This is a genomic window from Vibrio pelagius, assembly GCF_024347575.1.
In the GTDB taxonomy this organism is placed as follows: Bacteria; Pseudomonadota; Gammaproteobacteria; order Enterobacterales; family Vibrionaceae; genus Vibrio; species Vibrio pelagius.
Genome location: NZ_AP025504.1, coordinates 1,137,026 through 1,153,928 on the forward strand (window position 1 = coordinate 1,137,026; position 16,903 = coordinate 1,153,928).

18 protein-coding genes are annotated in these 16,903 nt (G+C 45.1%); 11 read left to right on the top strand and 7 right to left on the bottom strand.

Annotation, left to right across the window (positions count from 1 at the left end):
- Position 1: 1 nt before the first annotated feature.
- From vsple_RS19155 to vsple_RS19180, 6 genes are all read left to right on the top strand, one after another.
- The gene (locus vsple_RS19155) at positions 2 to 1,468 is read left to right on the top strand and encodes an NAD(P)/FAD-dependent oxidoreductase (RefSeq protein WP_261883451.1); all 1,467 of its coding nucleotides are present in this window, start codon (positions 2 to 4) and stop codon (positions 1,466 to 1,468) included.
- Positions 1,469 to 1,585: 117 nt separating this feature from the next.
- Positions 1,586 to 2,587, top strand: a complete 1,002-nt coding sequence (locus tag vsple_RS19160; RefSeq protein ID WP_261883452.1) for a TRAP transporter substrate-binding protein — start codon at positions 1,586 to 1,588, stop codon at positions 2,585 to 2,587.
- Positions 2,588 to 2,750: 163 nt separating this feature from the next.
- A complete protein-coding gene (locus vsple_RS19165) occupies positions 2,751 to 3,293 on the top strand; it encodes a TRAP transporter small permease (RefSeq protein WP_008215727.1) in 543 nt (180 codons plus the stop codon).
- 34 nt (positions 3,294 to 3,327) lie between these two features.
- The gene (locus vsple_RS19170) at positions 3,328 to 4,668 is read left to right on the top strand and encodes a TRAP transporter large permease (protein WP_261883453.1); all 1,341 of its coding nucleotides are present in this window, start codon (positions 3,328 to 3,330) and stop codon (positions 4,666 to 4,668) included.
- Between the two features lie 11 nt (positions 4,669 to 4,679).
- A complete protein-coding gene (locus tag vsple_RS19175; protein WP_261883454.1) occupies positions 4,680 to 5,600 on the top strand; it encodes a cache domain-containing protein in 921 nt (306 codons plus the stop codon).
- A gap of 246 nt (positions 5,601 to 5,846) precedes the next feature.
- Positions 5,847 to 6,419 carry an aldolase/citrate lyase/malate synthase family protein gene (locus vsple_RS19180; protein WP_255232113.1) on the top strand — a complete coding sequence of 191 codons (573 nt, stop codon included), beginning with the start codon at positions 5,847 to 5,849 and terminating at the stop codon, positions 6,417 to 6,419.
- A gap of 97 nt (positions 6,420 to 6,516) precedes the next feature.
- Here the strand turns inward: vsple_RS19180 and vsple_RS19185 are convergent, their stop codons facing one another.
- From vsple_RS19185 to vsple_RS19195, 3 genes are all read right to left on the bottom strand, one after another.
- Positions 6,517 to 7,446 carry a M14 family metallopeptidase gene (locus tag vsple_RS19185; protein WP_261883455.1) on the bottom strand — a complete coding sequence of 310 codons (930 nt, stop codon included), beginning with the start codon at positions 7,444 to 7,446 and terminating at the stop codon, positions 6,517 to 6,519.
- A 371-nt stretch (positions 7,447 to 7,817) separates the two neighbouring features.
- Complete coding sequence (gene pyrC / locus vsple_RS19190; protein WP_261883456.1) at positions 7,818 to 8,846, bottom strand: dihydroorotase; 1,029 nt, start codon at positions 8,844 to 8,846, stop codon at positions 7,818 to 7,820.
- Positions 8,847 to 9,040: 194 nt separating this feature from the next.
- A complete protein-coding gene (locus vsple_RS19195; protein ID WP_255232110.1) occupies positions 9,041 to 9,199 on the bottom strand; it encodes a YqaE/Pmp3 family membrane protein in 159 nt (52 codons plus the stop codon).
- A 223-nt stretch (positions 9,200 to 9,422) separates the two neighbouring features.
- On the opposite strand from vsple_RS19195, the gene vsple_RS19200 reads away from it, so the two are divergent.
- On the top strand, positions 9,423 to 11,264 hold the full coding sequence (locus tag vsple_RS19200; protein WP_261883457.1) for a hybrid-cluster NAD(P)-dependent oxidoreductase: 1,842 nt from the start codon (positions 9,423 to 9,425) through the stop codon (positions 11,262 to 11,264).
- Between the two features lie 136 nt (positions 11,265 to 11,400).
- On the opposite strand, the gene nadE is transcribed toward vsple_RS19200, so the two are convergent.
- The gene (gene nadE, locus vsple_RS19205) at positions 11,401 to 12,231 is read right to left on the bottom strand and encodes an ammonia-dependent NAD(+) synthetase (RefSeq protein ID WP_261883458.1); all 831 of its coding nucleotides are present in this window, start codon (positions 12,229 to 12,231) and stop codon (positions 11,401 to 11,403) included.
- Positions 12,232 to 12,338: 107 nt separating this feature from the next.
- Between nadE and vsple_RS19210 the strand changes: the two genes are divergently transcribed.
- Positions 12,339 to 12,860: a nicotinate-nicotinamide nucleotide adenylyltransferase gene (locus vsple_RS19210; protein WP_261883459.1), complete on the top strand. Its 522-nt coding sequence runs from the start codon at positions 12,339 to 12,341 to the stop codon at positions 12,858 to 12,860.
- Positions 12,861 to 12,887: 27 nt separating this feature from the next.
- Positions 12,888 to 13,373, top strand: coding sequence for a hypothetical protein (locus tag vsple_RS19215; protein ID WP_255232106.1), 486 nt, complete (start codon positions 12,888 to 12,890; stop codon positions 13,371 to 13,373).
- 154 nt (positions 13,374 to 13,527) lie between these two features.
- Here vsple_RS19215 and vsple_RS19220 read toward each other — a convergent pair whose 3' ends face one another.
- Positions 13,528 to 14,154, bottom strand: a complete 627-nt coding sequence (locus tag vsple_RS19220) for a cupin domain-containing protein (protein ID WP_261883460.1) — start codon at positions 14,152 to 14,154, stop codon at positions 13,528 to 13,530.
- A 176-nt stretch (positions 14,155 to 14,330) separates the two neighbouring features.
- Between vsple_RS19220 and vsple_RS19225 the strand changes: the two genes are divergently transcribed.
- Positions 14,331 to 15,437 carry a 1-acyl-sn-glycerol-3-phosphate acyltransferase gene (locus tag vsple_RS19225; protein WP_261883461.1) on the top strand — a complete coding sequence of 369 codons (1,107 nt, stop codon included), beginning with the start codon at positions 14,331 to 14,333 and terminating at the stop codon, positions 15,435 to 15,437.
- A gap of 100 nt (positions 15,438 to 15,537) precedes the next feature.
- On the opposite strand, the gene vsple_RS19230 is transcribed toward vsple_RS19225, so the two are convergent.
- On the bottom strand, positions 15,538 to 16,137 hold the full coding sequence (locus vsple_RS19230) for a hypothetical protein (protein ID WP_261883462.1): 600 nt from the start codon (positions 16,135 to 16,137) through the stop codon (positions 15,538 to 15,540).
- A gap of 172 nt (positions 16,138 to 16,309) precedes the next feature.
- Between vsple_RS19230 and vsple_RS19235 the strand changes: the two genes are divergently transcribed.
- Positions 16,310 to 16,540 carry a DUF1496 domain-containing protein gene (locus vsple_RS19235; protein ID WP_255232102.1) on the top strand — a complete coding sequence of 77 codons (231 nt, stop codon included), beginning with the start codon at positions 16,310 to 16,312 and terminating at the stop codon, positions 16,538 to 16,540.
- A 32-nt stretch (positions 16,541 to 16,572) separates the two neighbouring features.
- Here vsple_RS19235 and vsple_RS19240 read toward each other — a convergent pair whose 3' ends face one another.
- Complete coding sequence (locus tag vsple_RS19240) at positions 16,573 to 16,872, bottom strand: YfcZ/YiiS family protein (protein ID WP_255232101.1); 300 nt, start codon at positions 16,870 to 16,872, stop codon at positions 16,573 to 16,575.
- Positions 16,873 to 16,903: the final 31 nt, after the last annotated feature.

Here is a 16,903-nt window from a genome sequence, read left to right on the forward strand (position 1 = left end):
TATGAGTTTAGTAATGGAACAACCGGCTGCCGATGTGCAGCCAAAGGTGAAAAACACCCAAGCACAAGAAAGTACTCAAGCAAAAGATAGATACGATCCAAAGTACGACCCACTTAAGGATAAAACGCCAGGTCATGGTAAAGAATACGCCCCAACGTATTGGGTGGATACTGCAGGTGCTCCACCTGAAGATGATGGCCCAATCACATCGGACATGGATGTTGATGTGGCGATCATCGGTTCTGGCTTTACCGGCTTAAGCACAGCGATACATCTTGCAGAGATGTATGGGATTAAAGCGACAGTGATTGAAGCTAACCGTTCAAGCTGGGGATGCAGTACTCGAAATGGTGGTCAGGCGCAGTGTGCCTCTGGGCGTTTGAAGCGTTCACAATGGATTGAACGCTGGGGCCTAGAAACGGCGCTCAAAATGCACCGCGAGTGTGTTGATGGCATGGAAACCTTTAAGTCACTGATCAAAGACATCGATTGTGACCCACAACCTGGCGGCCACTTATATGTTGCTCACCGTCCAAAAGTGATGGCAACACTCGAGAAAGAAGCCAAACTGTTACGCGACACGTTTGACTACGATGCGCAGATCTTAGATGCAGAAACCGTAAAGCGTGATTACGTTGGAGACCAAGAAGCAGCAGGCGCTATGCATGAGCCAGAAGGGATTGGCATTCATCCAGGGAAACTGGCGTTTGGTTATCTAAGAAAGGCGCGAGCACTCGGCGTTAAAGTTCATCCATCGAGTCCAGTTATGGGCTGGGAGACTCGTGGCGGTGTGCATTACCTGAAAACGCCAGGTGGTGTTGTGAAGGCGCGTTCTGTCGGTGTTTGTACGGGTGGGTATACCAGCCAAGGCTTGCATTCAGAGCTTAAAAATCGCCTGTTGCCAGTACTGTCTAACTCAATGGTCACACGTCCGCTAACTCAAGACGAAATCGCCGCGTGTAACTTCAAAACCAATCAAGTGATTACTGATACTCGAATTCTGCGCCACTACTACCGTTTGTTACCGGATAACCGAATACAGATTGGTACACGCAGTGCTATCAGCGGCAAGAATGCACCTGAAAAGAAATATGAAGACATGCTAAGAGCGGATCTTACTCGAAAGTTCCCGTCTCTCGACCAGATCAAAATTGATTATTCATGGTGGGGCTGGGTGGATGTTAGCCACGACATGATGCCAAGGATTTACCAACCGAATCCAAAACAATCCATCTTTTACGCCCTTGGGTATGGCGGTAATGGCGTGATGTATTCCGCTCAAGCGGGTAAGCGCCTTGCTCAGTGGATTGCAGGTGAAGGTCATACGCTCGACCTACCAATATTTGAATCAAAACTTCCGTTCCCCAACGTGAGGGAAGTGGTGGAATCAGAGATGTTTGCGCCGTTTCGAAGAATGGGGCAGCGGTTCCTTTATCAGTGGTATTCGTTAAAGGATGAAAGGCTGTAACTACTCGAACATTGTTTCCAAAATAGGGAAATAGAACTACGACCAGGAAAGTTGTACCAGGTCACCTTGTGAGCAAAGTACAGGCAGGAAGTCTGTATGAAACGAAAGGTTAAGACTATGAAATTTATTAAAAATAAAATTATTGCTGGTGTCACCATTGTAGCAACAGCGGTGCTATCTCATACCGCGGCAGCAGCGAATTTTAAAATGGCTATCGGCGATGCTGCTGGTGGTACGCAGTGGGAATTAGCGACCTCATTCTCGAAACTCATGGAGCAAAAGACAGACGGTAAAGTAAAAATCGATCTGTTCCCGAACGGTCAGTTAGGCAATGAGCAAGACACAGTCAACGATGCGGCAATCGGGCTTCTCGACTTCTCTGTACTGGCGATCAACAACGTCACCCCTTTCTCTCCGACAGTTGGTCTACTGACCATGCCTTACGTAATTCAGAGTGCAGAAGAAGCAGTGCTACTGACTCAAGGTCAAGTTGGCCAAGACTTAGTTGATAATACGATTCGTGATGCTGGTGTTCGTATTGTCGGTTGGGCGTATTCAGGCTTTAGGGTTCTGACTAACTCGAAAAAGCCTGTCGCTTCCCCAGAAGATCTTAAAGGACTCGTGATTCGTGTTCCTCGTAACGAAATCATGATCGCTTCTTACCAAGCATGGGGCGTAAACCCAACGCCAATGGCATGGTCTGAAACCTTTACTGGCCTGCAACAGGGCGTGGTAGATGGTCAAGATAACCCTTACATCACAGTGCATGCGATGAAGTTTAATGAAGTACAAAAGTACGTGACCAATATTCGCTACATTTTCTCTCTAGAACCTTTAATTGTGAGTGAAACGGTCTTCCAACAGCAAACACCTGAAATGCAAAAGATTATTCTTGAAGCCGGTCAGGAAGCGACAGAGCACAGCTTTGCTTATCTAGAAAACACGGAAAACCAAATTCGTGAAGAGCTACAAGCGAAGGGTATGGTATTCACCGACCCAGCAGATAATGAGCAAGAGTGGATCAGCAAGGTGACTAAGTCAGTTTGGCCTAAGTTCTACTCAAGCATTGGAGGCAAAGACAAGCTAGACGACGTTCTTGAGTTACTAGGTAGAAAGTAACGATTAGATTCGCCCTATCTGCTGTTCTCCGCGACTTAATCACCTAGCGATAGAACAGTGAGATAGGGCATTTACATGGCTGTACTCGTTGAGCTGTTCTGTACCTGATCTTTTGGGGCCGTGAGCGACTGGTTGTCATGTGAAAATCACCATTGGAGGTTATATGTCAGTCGCTAAAACAATAAAAAAACACCTGAACAACATTGAGGAATATACATGTTGTTTGTTGCTTGCAAGCTTTGTCTTATTGCTGTTTACACAAATCCTGACACGTCAGCTATTCGACTACTCAATCCCGTGGGGGGATGAAGTCGCTACTTACATGTTCGTTTGGTTCGCCTATCTAGGCGCTGTTGTGGCAGCCAAGATGTCAGCACACAACCGAGTGAGCTTTCACTTCAAATTCTTTCCGCCCATTGTGCAAACCGTCAGTGAAACCATCGCTGATTTCTTATGGCTCTGCTTCAACGGTTACTTTGTCTATCTCAGTTATGACTTCGTGTTCAACAAAATGAACCTATTTTGGAAGTCTCAGACCACAGGTATCCCGATGAAGTACTTCTACATGATTTTACCTATCGCGTTTTCCCTGATGATGATTCGAATTATCTGGAACAACTATGAGCGCTTATTCAAAGGTGCAACCAATGAAGATCCAGAAGTGAAAGAACTGCGAAAAATGACTGCACAAAAGTCTATGCAGTAGTCACAGAGAATAGTCGTAATAGAGAGATGTAATAATGGAATCCTATTTAACTCTAATTTTATTTGGTGGCTTCTTAACCCTGTTAATTCTAGGTGCACCAATCACAGTATCACTGGCGGGCGCTTCGATGGCGGCTTATATGTTGCTCGATAAAAATCCTATCGCACTGGTACAAATCGCATTTACCTCGGTAGGAAACTTCCCGCTTATGGCACTGCCTGCCTTTGTGCTTGCGGGTGCACTAATGGAGGCGGCAGGGATCTCCAAACGTTTGGTTGATATTGCTGAAAGCTTAGCTGGGCCAGTAACAGGCGGTCTTGGCGCGGCAACGGTAATGGCCTGTCTTTTTTTCGGTGCGATCTCTGGTTCAGGCCCAGCAACAACTGCCGCGGTAGGTATGCTAATGGTGCCTGCGATGGTTAAGCGTGACTACGATAAGAGCTACGCCTCGGCAGTAACGGCGGCATCAGGCGGGTTAGGGATCATTATTCCGCCATCCATTCCTTTGGTTATTTTTGGTATCTCTGCGATGGGCTTAATGGCACCACCAGAAGCCATTGCACAACATGGTCAGTTTGCATCTTTATCGATTCCAAAACTGTTTGTCGCAGGGGTTGTGCCGGGTTTCATCATGGCATCGACATTGGTACTGACCAACTATTTCATAGCCAAGCGTGAAGGCTATAAAGGGCTTACTGAAACCTGGTCATTTGGTGATGTAAGGCACTACTTACGTAGAGGTTTATGGTCGATATTGGCGCCATTCTTGATTCTTGGTGGTATTTACAGCGGTATGTTCACACCAACAGAGTCAGCGGTTGTAGCAATTTTTTATTCGTTGTTTGTGGGGGTATTTATTCACCGTGAATTGTCATTTAAAAGCGTGATGAAATCTCTATCCACCACTACGTGGATCACCGGACGTGTGTTGTTGATCCTCTTTGCCGCTACCGTGTTTGGTCGCTTATTGATTGAACAAAAAGTTCCAGTAGTGGTGGCCGAATCGCTGCTCAGTTTTACTGACAACATGTATATGGTGTGGGCGCTTACGATTACCTTGTTGCTATTCATCGGCATGTTCATGGAAACCTTAGCGGCAATCATGATCATTGTTCCAGTTCTATTACCAATCATGTACATGTTAGGCGCGGATCCTACTCATGTGGGCATTGTGGTGGTCTGTACCTTGTCGATAGGTTTTGCAACGCCGCCACTTGGTGAAAACATCTTTGTTGCTTCGGGGATAGGTGGTTCCACGGTTGAGCAAATCACCGCGAAGATCCATCCCTTCGTTATTGCTTCGGTTGTGGGTGTGTTTGTTATCGCTTTCTTCCCACAAATTACACTTTGGCTTCCGTCCTTACTGGGTTACTAGGAGAGATAACCATGAGTTTATCCAAAATTATCCTTATCAGTTGCGCCTTTTTTGCCGTTATTGGTGGCATAGGTTTACGGGCTGAGCATTCAGAGTCGGAGAAGGCTACCCAAGCTGTCAATGTGCTCGATATTTCTGAGCCCCATGTGGTGAGCGAGGCAGAGAGAAGAGCCAAGACTTTGCTAGCGAAAGCGGTAATCCACGTTCAAACCGAGGGAGATGAAAGCGTAAAAGATTTCATGAGTGACCCAGAATACATTGACGGTGAGTTATACGTGTTTGCACTCGGAATTGACGGCCAATTCCTTGCGAGTGGCGGCTCTTCAATGGTGCTGGTGGGCGACAGTGTGTTGGACACGCAAGATGTTTATGGCAATCCATTTTTCCGAGAAATGATCACCAAAGCAGTCCACAACGGTTTTGGTGAGGTGGAATATCACTGGACCAACCCAACCGATCGTATGGGAGAGCCTAAAACGACCTTCTTTGAACGTGTAGGCGATGTGATTGTTGCTGTAGGCTTCTATCCAGAGCGTTCTAGTGCCGCTGAAGCTAAGCGCTTATTGGCAAGAGCGATGACCGCGATAGTGGAGTCGGAGCAACAGAGCCTGGCTGAGTTCAATGACGCTGAAGGCAGTTTCGTAGAAGGGGATTTATATGTGTTTGTGATGGACATGAGTTCAGGAAAGCTACTGGCGCATGGGGTGTCCCCTGAGTTAGTTGGGCGATCACACAACGAAATCTTGAGTCCGGATGATAAGCCGATCCTAACCGACATGTTGAATCTTGCACGAGAAAATGGCCGTGGTGTGTACACCTATCGCTGGTTAAATCCATTGTCGAGTAAGGTCGAAACTAAGCATACCTACTATCGAGTTATCGATAACAAGCTAGTAGGGGTCGGATATTATACAAAATCAAGCAAGACGTAAAAATGAGAGGGTGGTGAAATTAAGTTTAATGAAATTAATGACTTAAGACTTGTGTTGCCCCTAAAAATAGGAGTGTGTAAAAAGCAATTTAGTAAAATTCACAGTGTGTAATTTTTGTTGTGAAATTGTTTTAAAAATAACAGTAGTATGAAAAACATGGAAACCAAGCAGTAAAGAACAAATCTGAAAAGGGTCAATTAGGATGTTTGACCCAAATTAAATTTAAAGCCGTACGAGGGAAAGACTATGAACATGCTTACATTGGATAAAACAGAACTACACAGAAACCATTCTACCTTTATCGCTGAAGCTGTCTTTGCTGTCGAAATGGTTAAAGCGGACAAACAGATGGAAAAACAACGCATGGCGAAGCAACTGCTAGACACGCTTTTCCCTCTAGAGAGCGGTTCGCATGAGGATGCAGTGAGCTATGAGATCGATTACCGTCACGTTCAAGTCTACTTTAAGAACGGTGAACACACGGGTCTGAAAAGAGCGAAGCACTTTGTGGCTTACGCAGGCGACAAATCTAAGCCTTCAGCAATCCTGTTCCGTGACGAAAGCGGCACACACGTAGAGGTTACCATTGGCGCTCGCGCTGGCACTGGTCGTCTAGAACTTGTAAATATCGAAGATATTCAGCTAGAAACATGTACCACATTTGGTCAGTCAGAAGAGAGCTACTCTTCAGGCATCAGACACTGGGTTAGCTTGGTACAAGGTGATGAGAAAGGCCGACCAACTGCGTGCAGCGAAGACAAAGAATACACAGCGAAAAACGGCGATGATTACAGCCTAGGGTTTAGTTTCGCACTGTGAAGTGACTTTAGCGATAAGGGATAATCCTGAATAGCAGAGACAAAAAAGAGCGACAGCATTTTATGCGAGCCGCTCTTTTATTATTCTAGGCACTAAACTAAGCGCTTAGCTCATGCTTAATCACATACTCCAAGCCACCCACGATTGCCGCAACTTGAGCATCATTACACTCTTCGTCAGTCACTTTGTCACTATCTGGGTAAACCTCGGTTGTTGTACCGTACTTGCAGTTGGTTACGCCGCCACATAGACCAAGCTCTTTCATTGGGTAGTTGATTACGCCGTGTTGAGTCACCTCTGAACCGATGATCTTGCCGTCAGCATCCGCAGGTGCGATGTGAGTAACCTTTTCTACAGAAGCGATAACGGCTGCTTGGAAGTCAGGCTGCGGGTTTTCTGTGTCACCCACCGTGTAGAAGCCATCTGGAATCATACCTTCGATGTATTCAAGGCCATCACGAGCAGCTAAAGCTGGGCGGAACTCGGTCTCATCAGAGTCTGTTGTTTCATGAAGATCAATATGCATCAGTACTTCTTGTGGAAGCGACGCGACGAGTGCACGTAAGTTCGCTGACTCTTCTGCAGGCGTATTGTCGTAGAAAGAGCGGTTTGGATCGACAGCGTTTGGATTCCAACGGTTGATCACTTCGTAACCCCAAGGGCTCACACAAGGCGCGATAACGATGTTGAAGTATTGGCTGTAGTGTTCAGCTTGTGTATCTGCAAACTTCAGCGCGCCATGAACACCGCTGGTTTCATAGCCGTGTACACCACCTGTAACCAGTACCGTTGGCTTATTTTCGTCCCAAGCTTTGGTTTTGATTGCGAACAGAGGAAAGCGTGCTTCGTCATAGCTGAGTGCGCCGTATTGCTCTACGTCGAAACGTTCAGCCAGTGCTTTGATCTTAGGCACGACTTCTTGTTGATATTCACGTTTGACTGTCTGGCTTTCACGCCATTGTTGACGTTCAGCTTCGCCCCATTTTTGTCCAGCAATTCCGATAGGGTAAGTCGAAGTGGTTTGCATATCCATGTCCTGTAATTTGACCTAATTATGTGTAGAGGATAAAGGGCAATAAGCAGTAAAACAATCAATTAGGAAGATGTTGATGAACAATTGACACAAAAGACTTATTCTATCCGCAGAATTTAGAATGGGAGGGGATCCCAAAGGAAAAATCATGTTAATTCTTATTCGGCTGTTAAAGCTTGCTGTGATTTGCGCCATCTTTTTCACGGCATTTGATTTGTTGGAGTATGGCAAAGTTGAATGGGTTGCCAGGTTACTCAGCCACTTCTAGCTTCATTAAAAATGCCGCTGACTTTGTTCAAAAAAAGTCAGCGGCATTTTGGATCTTATGTGATTTCCCCTTTAGACAGGGATAACCCCAAAATCGGTTACTTGACTGTCCACGCTATCGTCTCACCGCCACGGATTGGTACGACGATGTCTGAACCGAACGGCATCGTTTCTGCAACGTTCCACTCTTCCTTGGTAAGAGTCACAGTGTCAGTGTTGCGAGGTATACCGTAGAAATCAGGACCGTTATGGCTCGCAAAAGCTTCTAGGTTTTCAAGCTTGCCTTCTTGCTCAAACACTTCTGCGTAAAGTTCTACTGCAGCATGCGCCGTGTATGAACCTGCACAGCCACACGCTGATTCTTTCGCACCTTTTGCGTGAGGTGCTGAGTCTGTACCTAGGAAGAACTTCTTGCTACCACTTGTTGCTGCTTCAATTAGCGCTTGCTGGTGGGTGTTACGTTTAAGAATCGGTAGGCAGTAGAAGTGTGGCTTAATGCCGCCAACCAACATGTGGTTACGGTTGTAAAGTAGGTGATGTGCTGTGATGGTTGCAGCCACGTTCTCGTTGGCGTTTTTAACGAATGTCGCCGCATCAGCGGTTGTGATGTGCTCTAGAACAATCTTTAGATTCGGGAAATCGTTAACGATAGGTGTTAGAACGGTATCTAGGAACTCTTTCTCACGGTCGAAGATATCAACGTCGTGAGTGGTTACTTCGCCATGAACCAATAGCAACATGCCGACTTCTTGCATCGTTTCTAGTACGTGATAGATGTTCTTTGCAGACGTCACACCTGAATCCGAGTTCGTTGTTGCGCCAGCTGGGTAAAGTTTCGCTGCCACTACTGCACCGGACGCTTTCGCTTTGCGGATCTCGTCAGGAGTTGTATTGTCTGTTAGGTAAAGTGCCATCAGTGGCTCGAACTGCTCACTTGGCTTTTCTGCCATGATACGCTCGCGGTAAGCCAGCGCCAATTCTGTATCAGTTACAGGTGGGACAGTGTTTGGCATGATTAACGCTCGACCATTGTAACGGCTGATATCGCGAACGGTATCTTTCAGTACTTCGCCATCGCGTAGATGAACGTGCCAGTCGTCAGGACGAGTAATCGTAAGTTGTGTCATTGAAAGCTCCCACCAATTGAAATGTTATGTAGTTGGAGCCTAAACGGTGCGAAATCTGTGAAAGCAATCGCTTACGTTTAGGCGACAGGATGATAGTGGAAAAGCCGTTTTATTTCATCCTATTTTTACTATTTCATCGGTAGGCGCTTCGATACGTACTGATTAACGCGTTGATTTGTATTAAAGGCATACGATTATCGTGTCGCGACCCACAAGCCGTGGATCATTCCCGGGACCCAAAAGAAGATCGTGAGAATAATGTTGATCACTAGGTCTTTGCCAGCACCGCGAGCGACGAAAACGCCAAGCGGTGGAAGAAGAACACACAGGATAATGACGAGAAGCTTATTCATGATAATTCCTTTCTATTCAATGACGTTTCAAAGTTTAGTCTCGCTGCGTGATAAATGTACACAGTCACAAGGAGACAAAACTTATGAAACAGTTGAGGGTGAAAAGCGTATTTTGATCACTTCTCAATATAATAGCTGAGTATCAAGTGTTTAGCGTGAGTGAGTTCCTAAAACTAGGCCCTTTTGTTAGCATTGTTAAAAATCTAATAACATTGGAGTCGTTATGTCAAAGTCCCCGGAAGCTCAAAGTCCTTATCTCTCTCAGGTGAATGTTTATCCTGTTAAATCAGTTGGCGGGATCTCGCTATCAAGTGCATGGGTAGAAAAACAAGGTTTGAGTTTTGACCGACGCTTTATGTTGGCGCTCGCGGATGGCTCAATGGTAACGGCTCGTAAGTATCCGCAAATGGTGAAAGTGTCTTCTAGCTTGCAACCGGATGGCTTGATTTTCACCTGTGAAGGTAAGCCTGCACTGCGTGTGAAATATAGCGAGTTCAAGATGCAGGAAACACCAGCGACGGTTTGGAAGGATAGCTTCACCGCATACACCACCAATGATGCCGCAGATGATTGGTTCAGTGACGTGCTTGGACAACGTGTCGAGTTGCTGTTTACTGGTGAACAGTCTAACCGTGTGCGTGAGAAGCTCGGACATAACGTGAGCTTTGCTGATGGTTATCCACTTCTGATTATCAGCGAAGCGTCGTTGGCCGAGCTAAACCGTCGTAGCCCAGAGCTGCATACTATGGATCAATTTCGTACTAACTTAGTAGTCTCGAATACCGAAGCATTTGGTGAAGATGGTTGGAAGCGCATTCGAATCGGCGAAGTAGAGTTTGAAGCGGTGAAACCGTGTCAGCGCTGTATTTTAACCACGGTTGATGTAGATAAAGGTGAGTTCCGCCCTTCAAAAGAGCCACTGAATACCTTCTCTCAATTCCGCGCAGATGAAACTGGTGGTGTTTTCTTTGGCCAGAATCTTGTAGCGAAAAACGAAGGTGTGATTAAGGAAGGCGATAAGATTGAAGTGCTAGAGACCAAACCTAAAGAGCAGTATGAAGATACGTGGGTCGAGTCGTTGCATCTTACCTGTGTCGAGCGTGAAGAGATCGCGCGCGACTTTACAACGTTTTGGTTAGAGCCTGCCAAAGGCGACAAAGTTCTACCTAGCTATCTGCCGGGTCAGCACCTACCGATTGAGATGGCCATTGATGGCGAAAAGATATCTCGTCGTTATACGCTGTCTTCGAGCCCATCACGCGTCGGTCGCCTTGCAATCTCGGTAAAACGTGTCAATGATGGCCGAATCTCAAATTGGCTTAATGATAATTTTCAAGTCGGCGATACGTTGGTCGCGCAAAATCCAGATGGTGCTTTCTATCTGGAAGAGAATCCCAATCATCCGTTGCTGCTGCTTTCTGCAGGTAGCGGTGTAACGCCTATGCTCTCAATGCTGCGTTATCTTGCCGACCACAACCAAGTAGAAGACGTGGTGTTCTATCATCAGTGCAGCAGCGAGTTGGATATCCCTTATCAACAAGAGATTCAGGAAATTGCGGATAAGCACCCAGGCCTAAAGGTGATCTATTCGCTAAGTCAGCCAGCTAAAGGTTGGCAAGGTTTGTCAGGGCGTTTGAGCGTTTCTCATATCGCGAAGATCGATGACCTGCATCGACGCCAAGCATTTGTTTGTGGCCCAGATGGCTTTATGGACAATGCTAAAAAGATGCTGATTCAAATGGGTTTAAATCCACAGCATTACCATCAAGAAGCGTTTGGTGTTAACCACGCAACAGAAGAAGTGGTGAAAACTCTGCAGTTAAGCGTTAATGGCTATCTGTTTGAGGGCAACAACCAAGGTACTTTGCTTGACCAAGCGGAAGCGGCGGGTGTTTCCATTGCCTCAAGCTGCCGAGCTGGATTCTGTGGAGCATGTAAGGTGACTCTAGAATCTGGGCAAGTGCATCAACCTGATGTTCCAGCGCTGCAAGATCATGAGCGTAATATGGGGCAAGTATTGGCATGTTGCTGCGTACCACAAACCGATATCGAAGTAGTCGACTAGGTTGTGGCTTAATTGGTCAATAGACCCTAGTGATAAAACATAACGAAAAGGCCGACGGTGAACTTCACCGTCGGCCTTTTGCTTTACGAGTTTTGAGCTAATTAGGTACGCAAATTACAGCGTGACCAATTTGTGCTTAGTCGTAGATCGTTGGGATCGGTTGACGTTTGTGCTGCGTCGCTTGATAGATGCTTACTAGACGATCAGAGACCTCTTTAGACACTTCTTTGCCTTCTAGGAAGTCATCGATCTGGTCGTAAGTCAGGTTCAGTGCATCTTCGTCTGCTTTTTGAGGATCCAGTTCTTCAAGGTCAGCTGTAGGGACCTTTTTCACAAGAAGTTCTGGTGCGCCGAGTGTTGCTGCCAGTTCACGTACTTGACGTTTGCTTAGACCAAACAGTGGTGCAAGATCACAAGCGCCGTCACCGTGCTTAGTGTAGAAACCAGTGATGTTTTCTGCCGAGTGGTCAGTGCCGATAACTAAGCCACCAACGTAACCTGCGATTTCGTATTGAGCGATCATGCGAGCACGAGCTTTTACGTTGCCTTTTACGAAATCAATCTTAGCTGAATCAGTAGGAAGAAGACCTGTGCCTTCAAGCGCAACATGAGACGCGGCATGCAGGCCATCAACGCCCGCTTTAATGTTTACTGATACAGATTGAGATGGTTGGATGAAAGAGATAGCAAGCTGCGCTTCATCTTCGTCTTTTTGCTCACCGTAAGGCAGGCGAACGGCGATAAACTGGTAATCGTTGCTGTTGCTTGATTCGTTAAGACTGTCTACCGCTAGCTGAGCGAGTCGGCCACATGTTGTTGAATCAACGCCACCACTGATACCCAGTACAAGAGACTTACATCCTGATTGCTGTAATTTGTTTTTGATGAACTCGACACGACGATCCACTTCAAATTGAGCGTCAATTGATGGTAGAACGCGCATTTCATCACGAATTAACTGTTCCATTCGTATTCCTTTCCTGCAAGCAAATTGAAATCTAGTGTTATCATACCGAAATCAAGAGAGATAAAAACCTCTTTACACAGTGAGATAAAAGAAGGCAGCGACAAGCGATGGAAAAAATAGCGGTTTTTGGTAGTGCATTTAACCCACCAAGTTTAGGGCATAAAAGTGTCATTGAGTCTTTGGTGCACTTCGACCGAATCTTACTTGTTCCGAGCATTGCTCACGCGTGGGGGAAAGCTATGCTGGACTATGATATTCGATGTCAGCTTGTTGAGGTATTTATCAATGACTTGGCTATTGAGCAAGTTGAACTATCTTTAGTAGAGCAAAGTTTGTATACCCCGGGTGAGAGTGTCACGACGTATGCAGTGTTAAAAAAGCTTCAAGAATGTCATCCAACGGCCGATATAACTTTTGTTATCGGGCCAGATAATTTTTTTAAGTTCTCGTCTTTTTATAAGTCTGACGAGATAACTGAGTGTTGGTCTGTGATGGCTTGCCCAGAAAAAGTTAAGGTTCGTAGTACCGATATCCGTAATGCGATTATAAATGGTGACGATTTTACAAATTTGAGTACAAAGTCAGTTACAAATATCTTGCAAGATGGTGGGCTGTATAAGACAATGTAATTCTTCACTCTAAGAGGTCAGAGCACTATGCTAAAAAGAGCACTTTTAACGACTAGCTTCGTCGTTACTTTCAGCTTGCATGCGCATGCTGAGTGTGACCTATTTAGCTTAGACTCAATAATGTTCGACTCGGATGACCAAACAACGTGCCTCGATTTTTCGGATAGCCTCGAAACCTTCAGCCAAACAATGCTGCTCCTGAGTGGGTTTAATGATGAAACAGAAGCATCTTCAAACGACTACTGGACTGATTGGGTACTGCAAACTAAAGACTCACCCATCATCACTCAAAGTATTAGCTCGAACTATGTTGGGTTGGGCATGTGGTTTCCAGAAGATCTCGAAGACAAAAAGTACGACATGACCACAGAAGAGTGGCTTTTAAATCACGGTTTGCAACTGAGCATCGGGTTTGGTGAGAAGTCAGTAGGGGAACCGCGTATGCGATTTGATTATCGTTGGCATGATGCAAGAGAAGCCGACATGATGATGCAGATTGAGTTTCCGTTTTAGTTGAGTCCATCCCTGTAACCAAGTTTCTAGAAAATCTGTCTCTAGCAAATAAACCTAGAAAAACACGCCGAATTAAAAAAGCCGCGACACTGAGTTACCACATAAAGTTGGACAGTTCGCGGCTTTTTCGTTGTTTGGACTAACTGATGTCAGCTTATAGCGTATCGCCAAACACCAACATACATAGTTGCTCGAACTCTTCCGTTTGACCCGAGAACAACTCATCAATTACCTTTTCTTTCTTCTGACCAGATTGCATACGTTTTTTCGCTTCACGCATCACCATCACTAAGGTTTGCTCTTGAGATAGTGGTGAGTCTTCAATGTTCCAACGGTTGAAGCGTTGCGATAATTCGCTTTCACACAGCAATGGCTTAAAGGTCAACACTTCCTGCTTAACTACTGCTAACAGCTCTTTACATGTTGAAGACGTATTATTGGTGTCTTTGTTTTTAAATGCTAAGGTCGCTAACTTATCTAATAGAGCTTGTGAAAGTGGTGTTTGGTTAACGTAGCCCGCTTGTTTAGGGAACGCATCGGTCAGGCGTACAGAAAAGTCGACACGTGCGACTTGCGTATTCGGAAAGTAGGTGAGTGAAGTCAAACAATCAAACGGGATCCAAATGCTTTGGCCTGGCTCAATTGCGTGTTCCTGCTTACCGACCTTAATTAAAACTAATCCACTTTCAACGTATACAAGGCTATGTTTTACCGCTTTTTTTCTAGGAGTGATTTCTAGGTGGGAGTAGTGAGCCGATGTGTATTCGATAGCGAAGTTCATAGAAGGTCCTTAGTTTTGCGACCGCTTAGGTTACCGTTAATTTTCTCAGATGCCAACAATAATGCTGGCAAAACTCATGTTTCTGGTCAGACCTTGTCAAAAGTATGGGTTCTGTAGCTGCGAGAAAGCAAAACAATGCGTAGAATGAGCCAGCTTTTTATTAGATGTAGTGAAAAATGACTTCTCAGACCGATCCATATATTGATATCCGTCCTTATAATGACGACGAAATTCCTGCGGCACTTGATCGCTTAATTAATGATGAAGAGTTCATCAGCGCGATCTTAAACTATCGTTTTTCTAACCACGCAGCTTGGTTCCAAGCGATCATGAGCCCAATCTTGCGCGTTTACTTAAAAATGAAGTGGAGTAAGTTGCAGAGCGTTGAAGCGATCCAGATCGAAGTGAAGAAATACCTTCGTGATACCTTAGCGAACACAACTAAAGGTGTGACTTACACAGGGCTTGAAGCGTTAGAACAAAATCAGTCTTACCTGTTTGTCTCTAATCACCGTGATATTGCTATGGATCCGGCTTTGGTGAACTATGCACTGCATCAGCAAAACCACAATACATGCCGTATTGCGATTGGTGATAACCTGCTTAAGAAGCCATGTGCAACTGAGCTTATGCGTTTAAACAAAAGCTTTATTGTTAAGCGCTCTTTAAAAGGCCCGCGTGAGATGATGAAAGCGCTTGGCCAACTCTCTTCTTATATCAAGCACTCTCTAGATACGGGCAACTCTATCTGGATTGCGCAGAAAGAGGGGCGTGCAAAAGATGGTAACGACTTTACTGATCCAGCAATCCTAAAGATGTTCCATGTCGAAGGTCGTAAAAAGAAAGTTACTTTCGCTGAATATGTGAAATCATTGAAGATTGTACCGGTTGCGATCTCTTATGAAAATGACCCTTGTGATACGGCAAAAGCACTAGAGCTGTTTGAAAAGGACGTTAATGGCTCATACGAGAAAGGTGAATTTGAAGACATCGAAAGCATCATTCAAGGTATTGTGGGCAATAAAGGCCACGTGCACGTTGGCTTCGGCTCTGTGATCGACCAAGATTTTGAGACGCCAGAAGCATTGGCTGAAGAGATTGACCGTCAAATTCACGAGAATTATAAACTGTTCCCTGTCAATCTTCTTGCAGCAGGCAAAGAAGATGACAGCATTACAGAAGCCGTGAAGCGTGAGTTTGAAGAAAAACTATCCAGCATTCCTCAAGGTGCGCATCAGTACCTAATTGATAGCTATGCCAACCCAGTAAAGAACGTCGGTTAAGTTCAGCCTAAGAGTTTGACGGCCAAGGGTAAAACTAAAAAGGAGCGTGATGCTCCTTTTTTGATCGCCTTACATGGCAAAGTCTCAAGCTCCAATGTGACTAGCGCGCTACCGCGCCACCTAGATTCAACGTCGTTGGCCATTTGTTTATGGTATTACCACCAAGATAGATATTTCCATTCACCGTCATCACGTCTGGAAACTGTGTAATCGCAGAACCACCAATATAGAGATTTCCCTCAACCACGATGCCGTTTGGCAGTTCGGTTAGAGGGGTCCGAATCAAACTCAAGTCACCCTTAACACGAAAACCATTCGGTAGTTTTGTCAGAGGAGTATCGGTGAAGTTGATAAAGCCGCCAACTTTGACACCCTTTGGCCAACTCTGGATCTGACTTCCTAGCAAGTTAGCGTAACCTTTGATAGAGGTTCCTGTAGACACACTTCTGAGCAAGCTATTCGCTGCTTTCAGACTGCCGCCAATTTCTAGTTCTTTCGGCAGTTGTTTGATTGAGGTTTTCTCTATATTTAAATTACCTTTGACAACTAACCCTGCTGGTAGCTCGGTGTAAGGTTTGTTACGCAGGTACAGATTTCCGTAATTGTCGAGATGATTCAATATTTGATAGTGATCGAGAGGTTGGGAGATACTATTTGGTATGGTGAGTAAACACGCAAGCAATGTGACAATTCTGAGCATAATGGCGATCTTCTAACAGAGTTGCGCTTACTATATCGGAAATTGAATACGAGCCCAGAAATATTGCCGATAATTGTTAAATTTAGCCAATTAAACAGAGAGCGAAATATAAGTGAAAAGATTAAATGCAATTCAAGTCATATCTTTGACAGTAATATCGGGTCTATTTGGGATGAATACAAACGTTTACGCCGATAATATTATTTCAGTGCCCGCAAAGAAGGCAGTGATTGTTTCACAAAAGAATACGCACCCAAGGGTCTGCTATTACGATGACAAGGCCTATAGTCTTGGGGCCGTTCTGGAAATTTCCGGTGTTGTCATTCAATGTACTAAACAGAATGACTTTGAGACAAATGGCGCACTATCATGGAAAACGCTCGAAAAAAAAGACGAGCAATAGGCTCGTCTTAATCGCTAGAGTAGAGTGCGTTATTATCGCGCAATTGAACGTGTTTTCAGTTCAAAGATAATTTTCTCTGCGCTCACTTCAAACTTGAAACGAGTACGCAGTTCGCTAGTTTCTTCTGTTAGCTCTGTTGATTCAAACTCAACGCTGCTTGAAACTTGTTTAGCCAAATCAATATACTTAGCTAGCTCTGCTTCCATTGCGTCTTTCGAGTTACCGTAGATCACAACTTCTGCTACATCGTCGCCTTCTTTAATGATGAAGCCCATTTCACCTGCACAACCGCAAGCTTCGCACACATCATTAGTGCCAACATCTTGGTTCATAACTAATCCTCTTACAAAATTTGAGGTTATT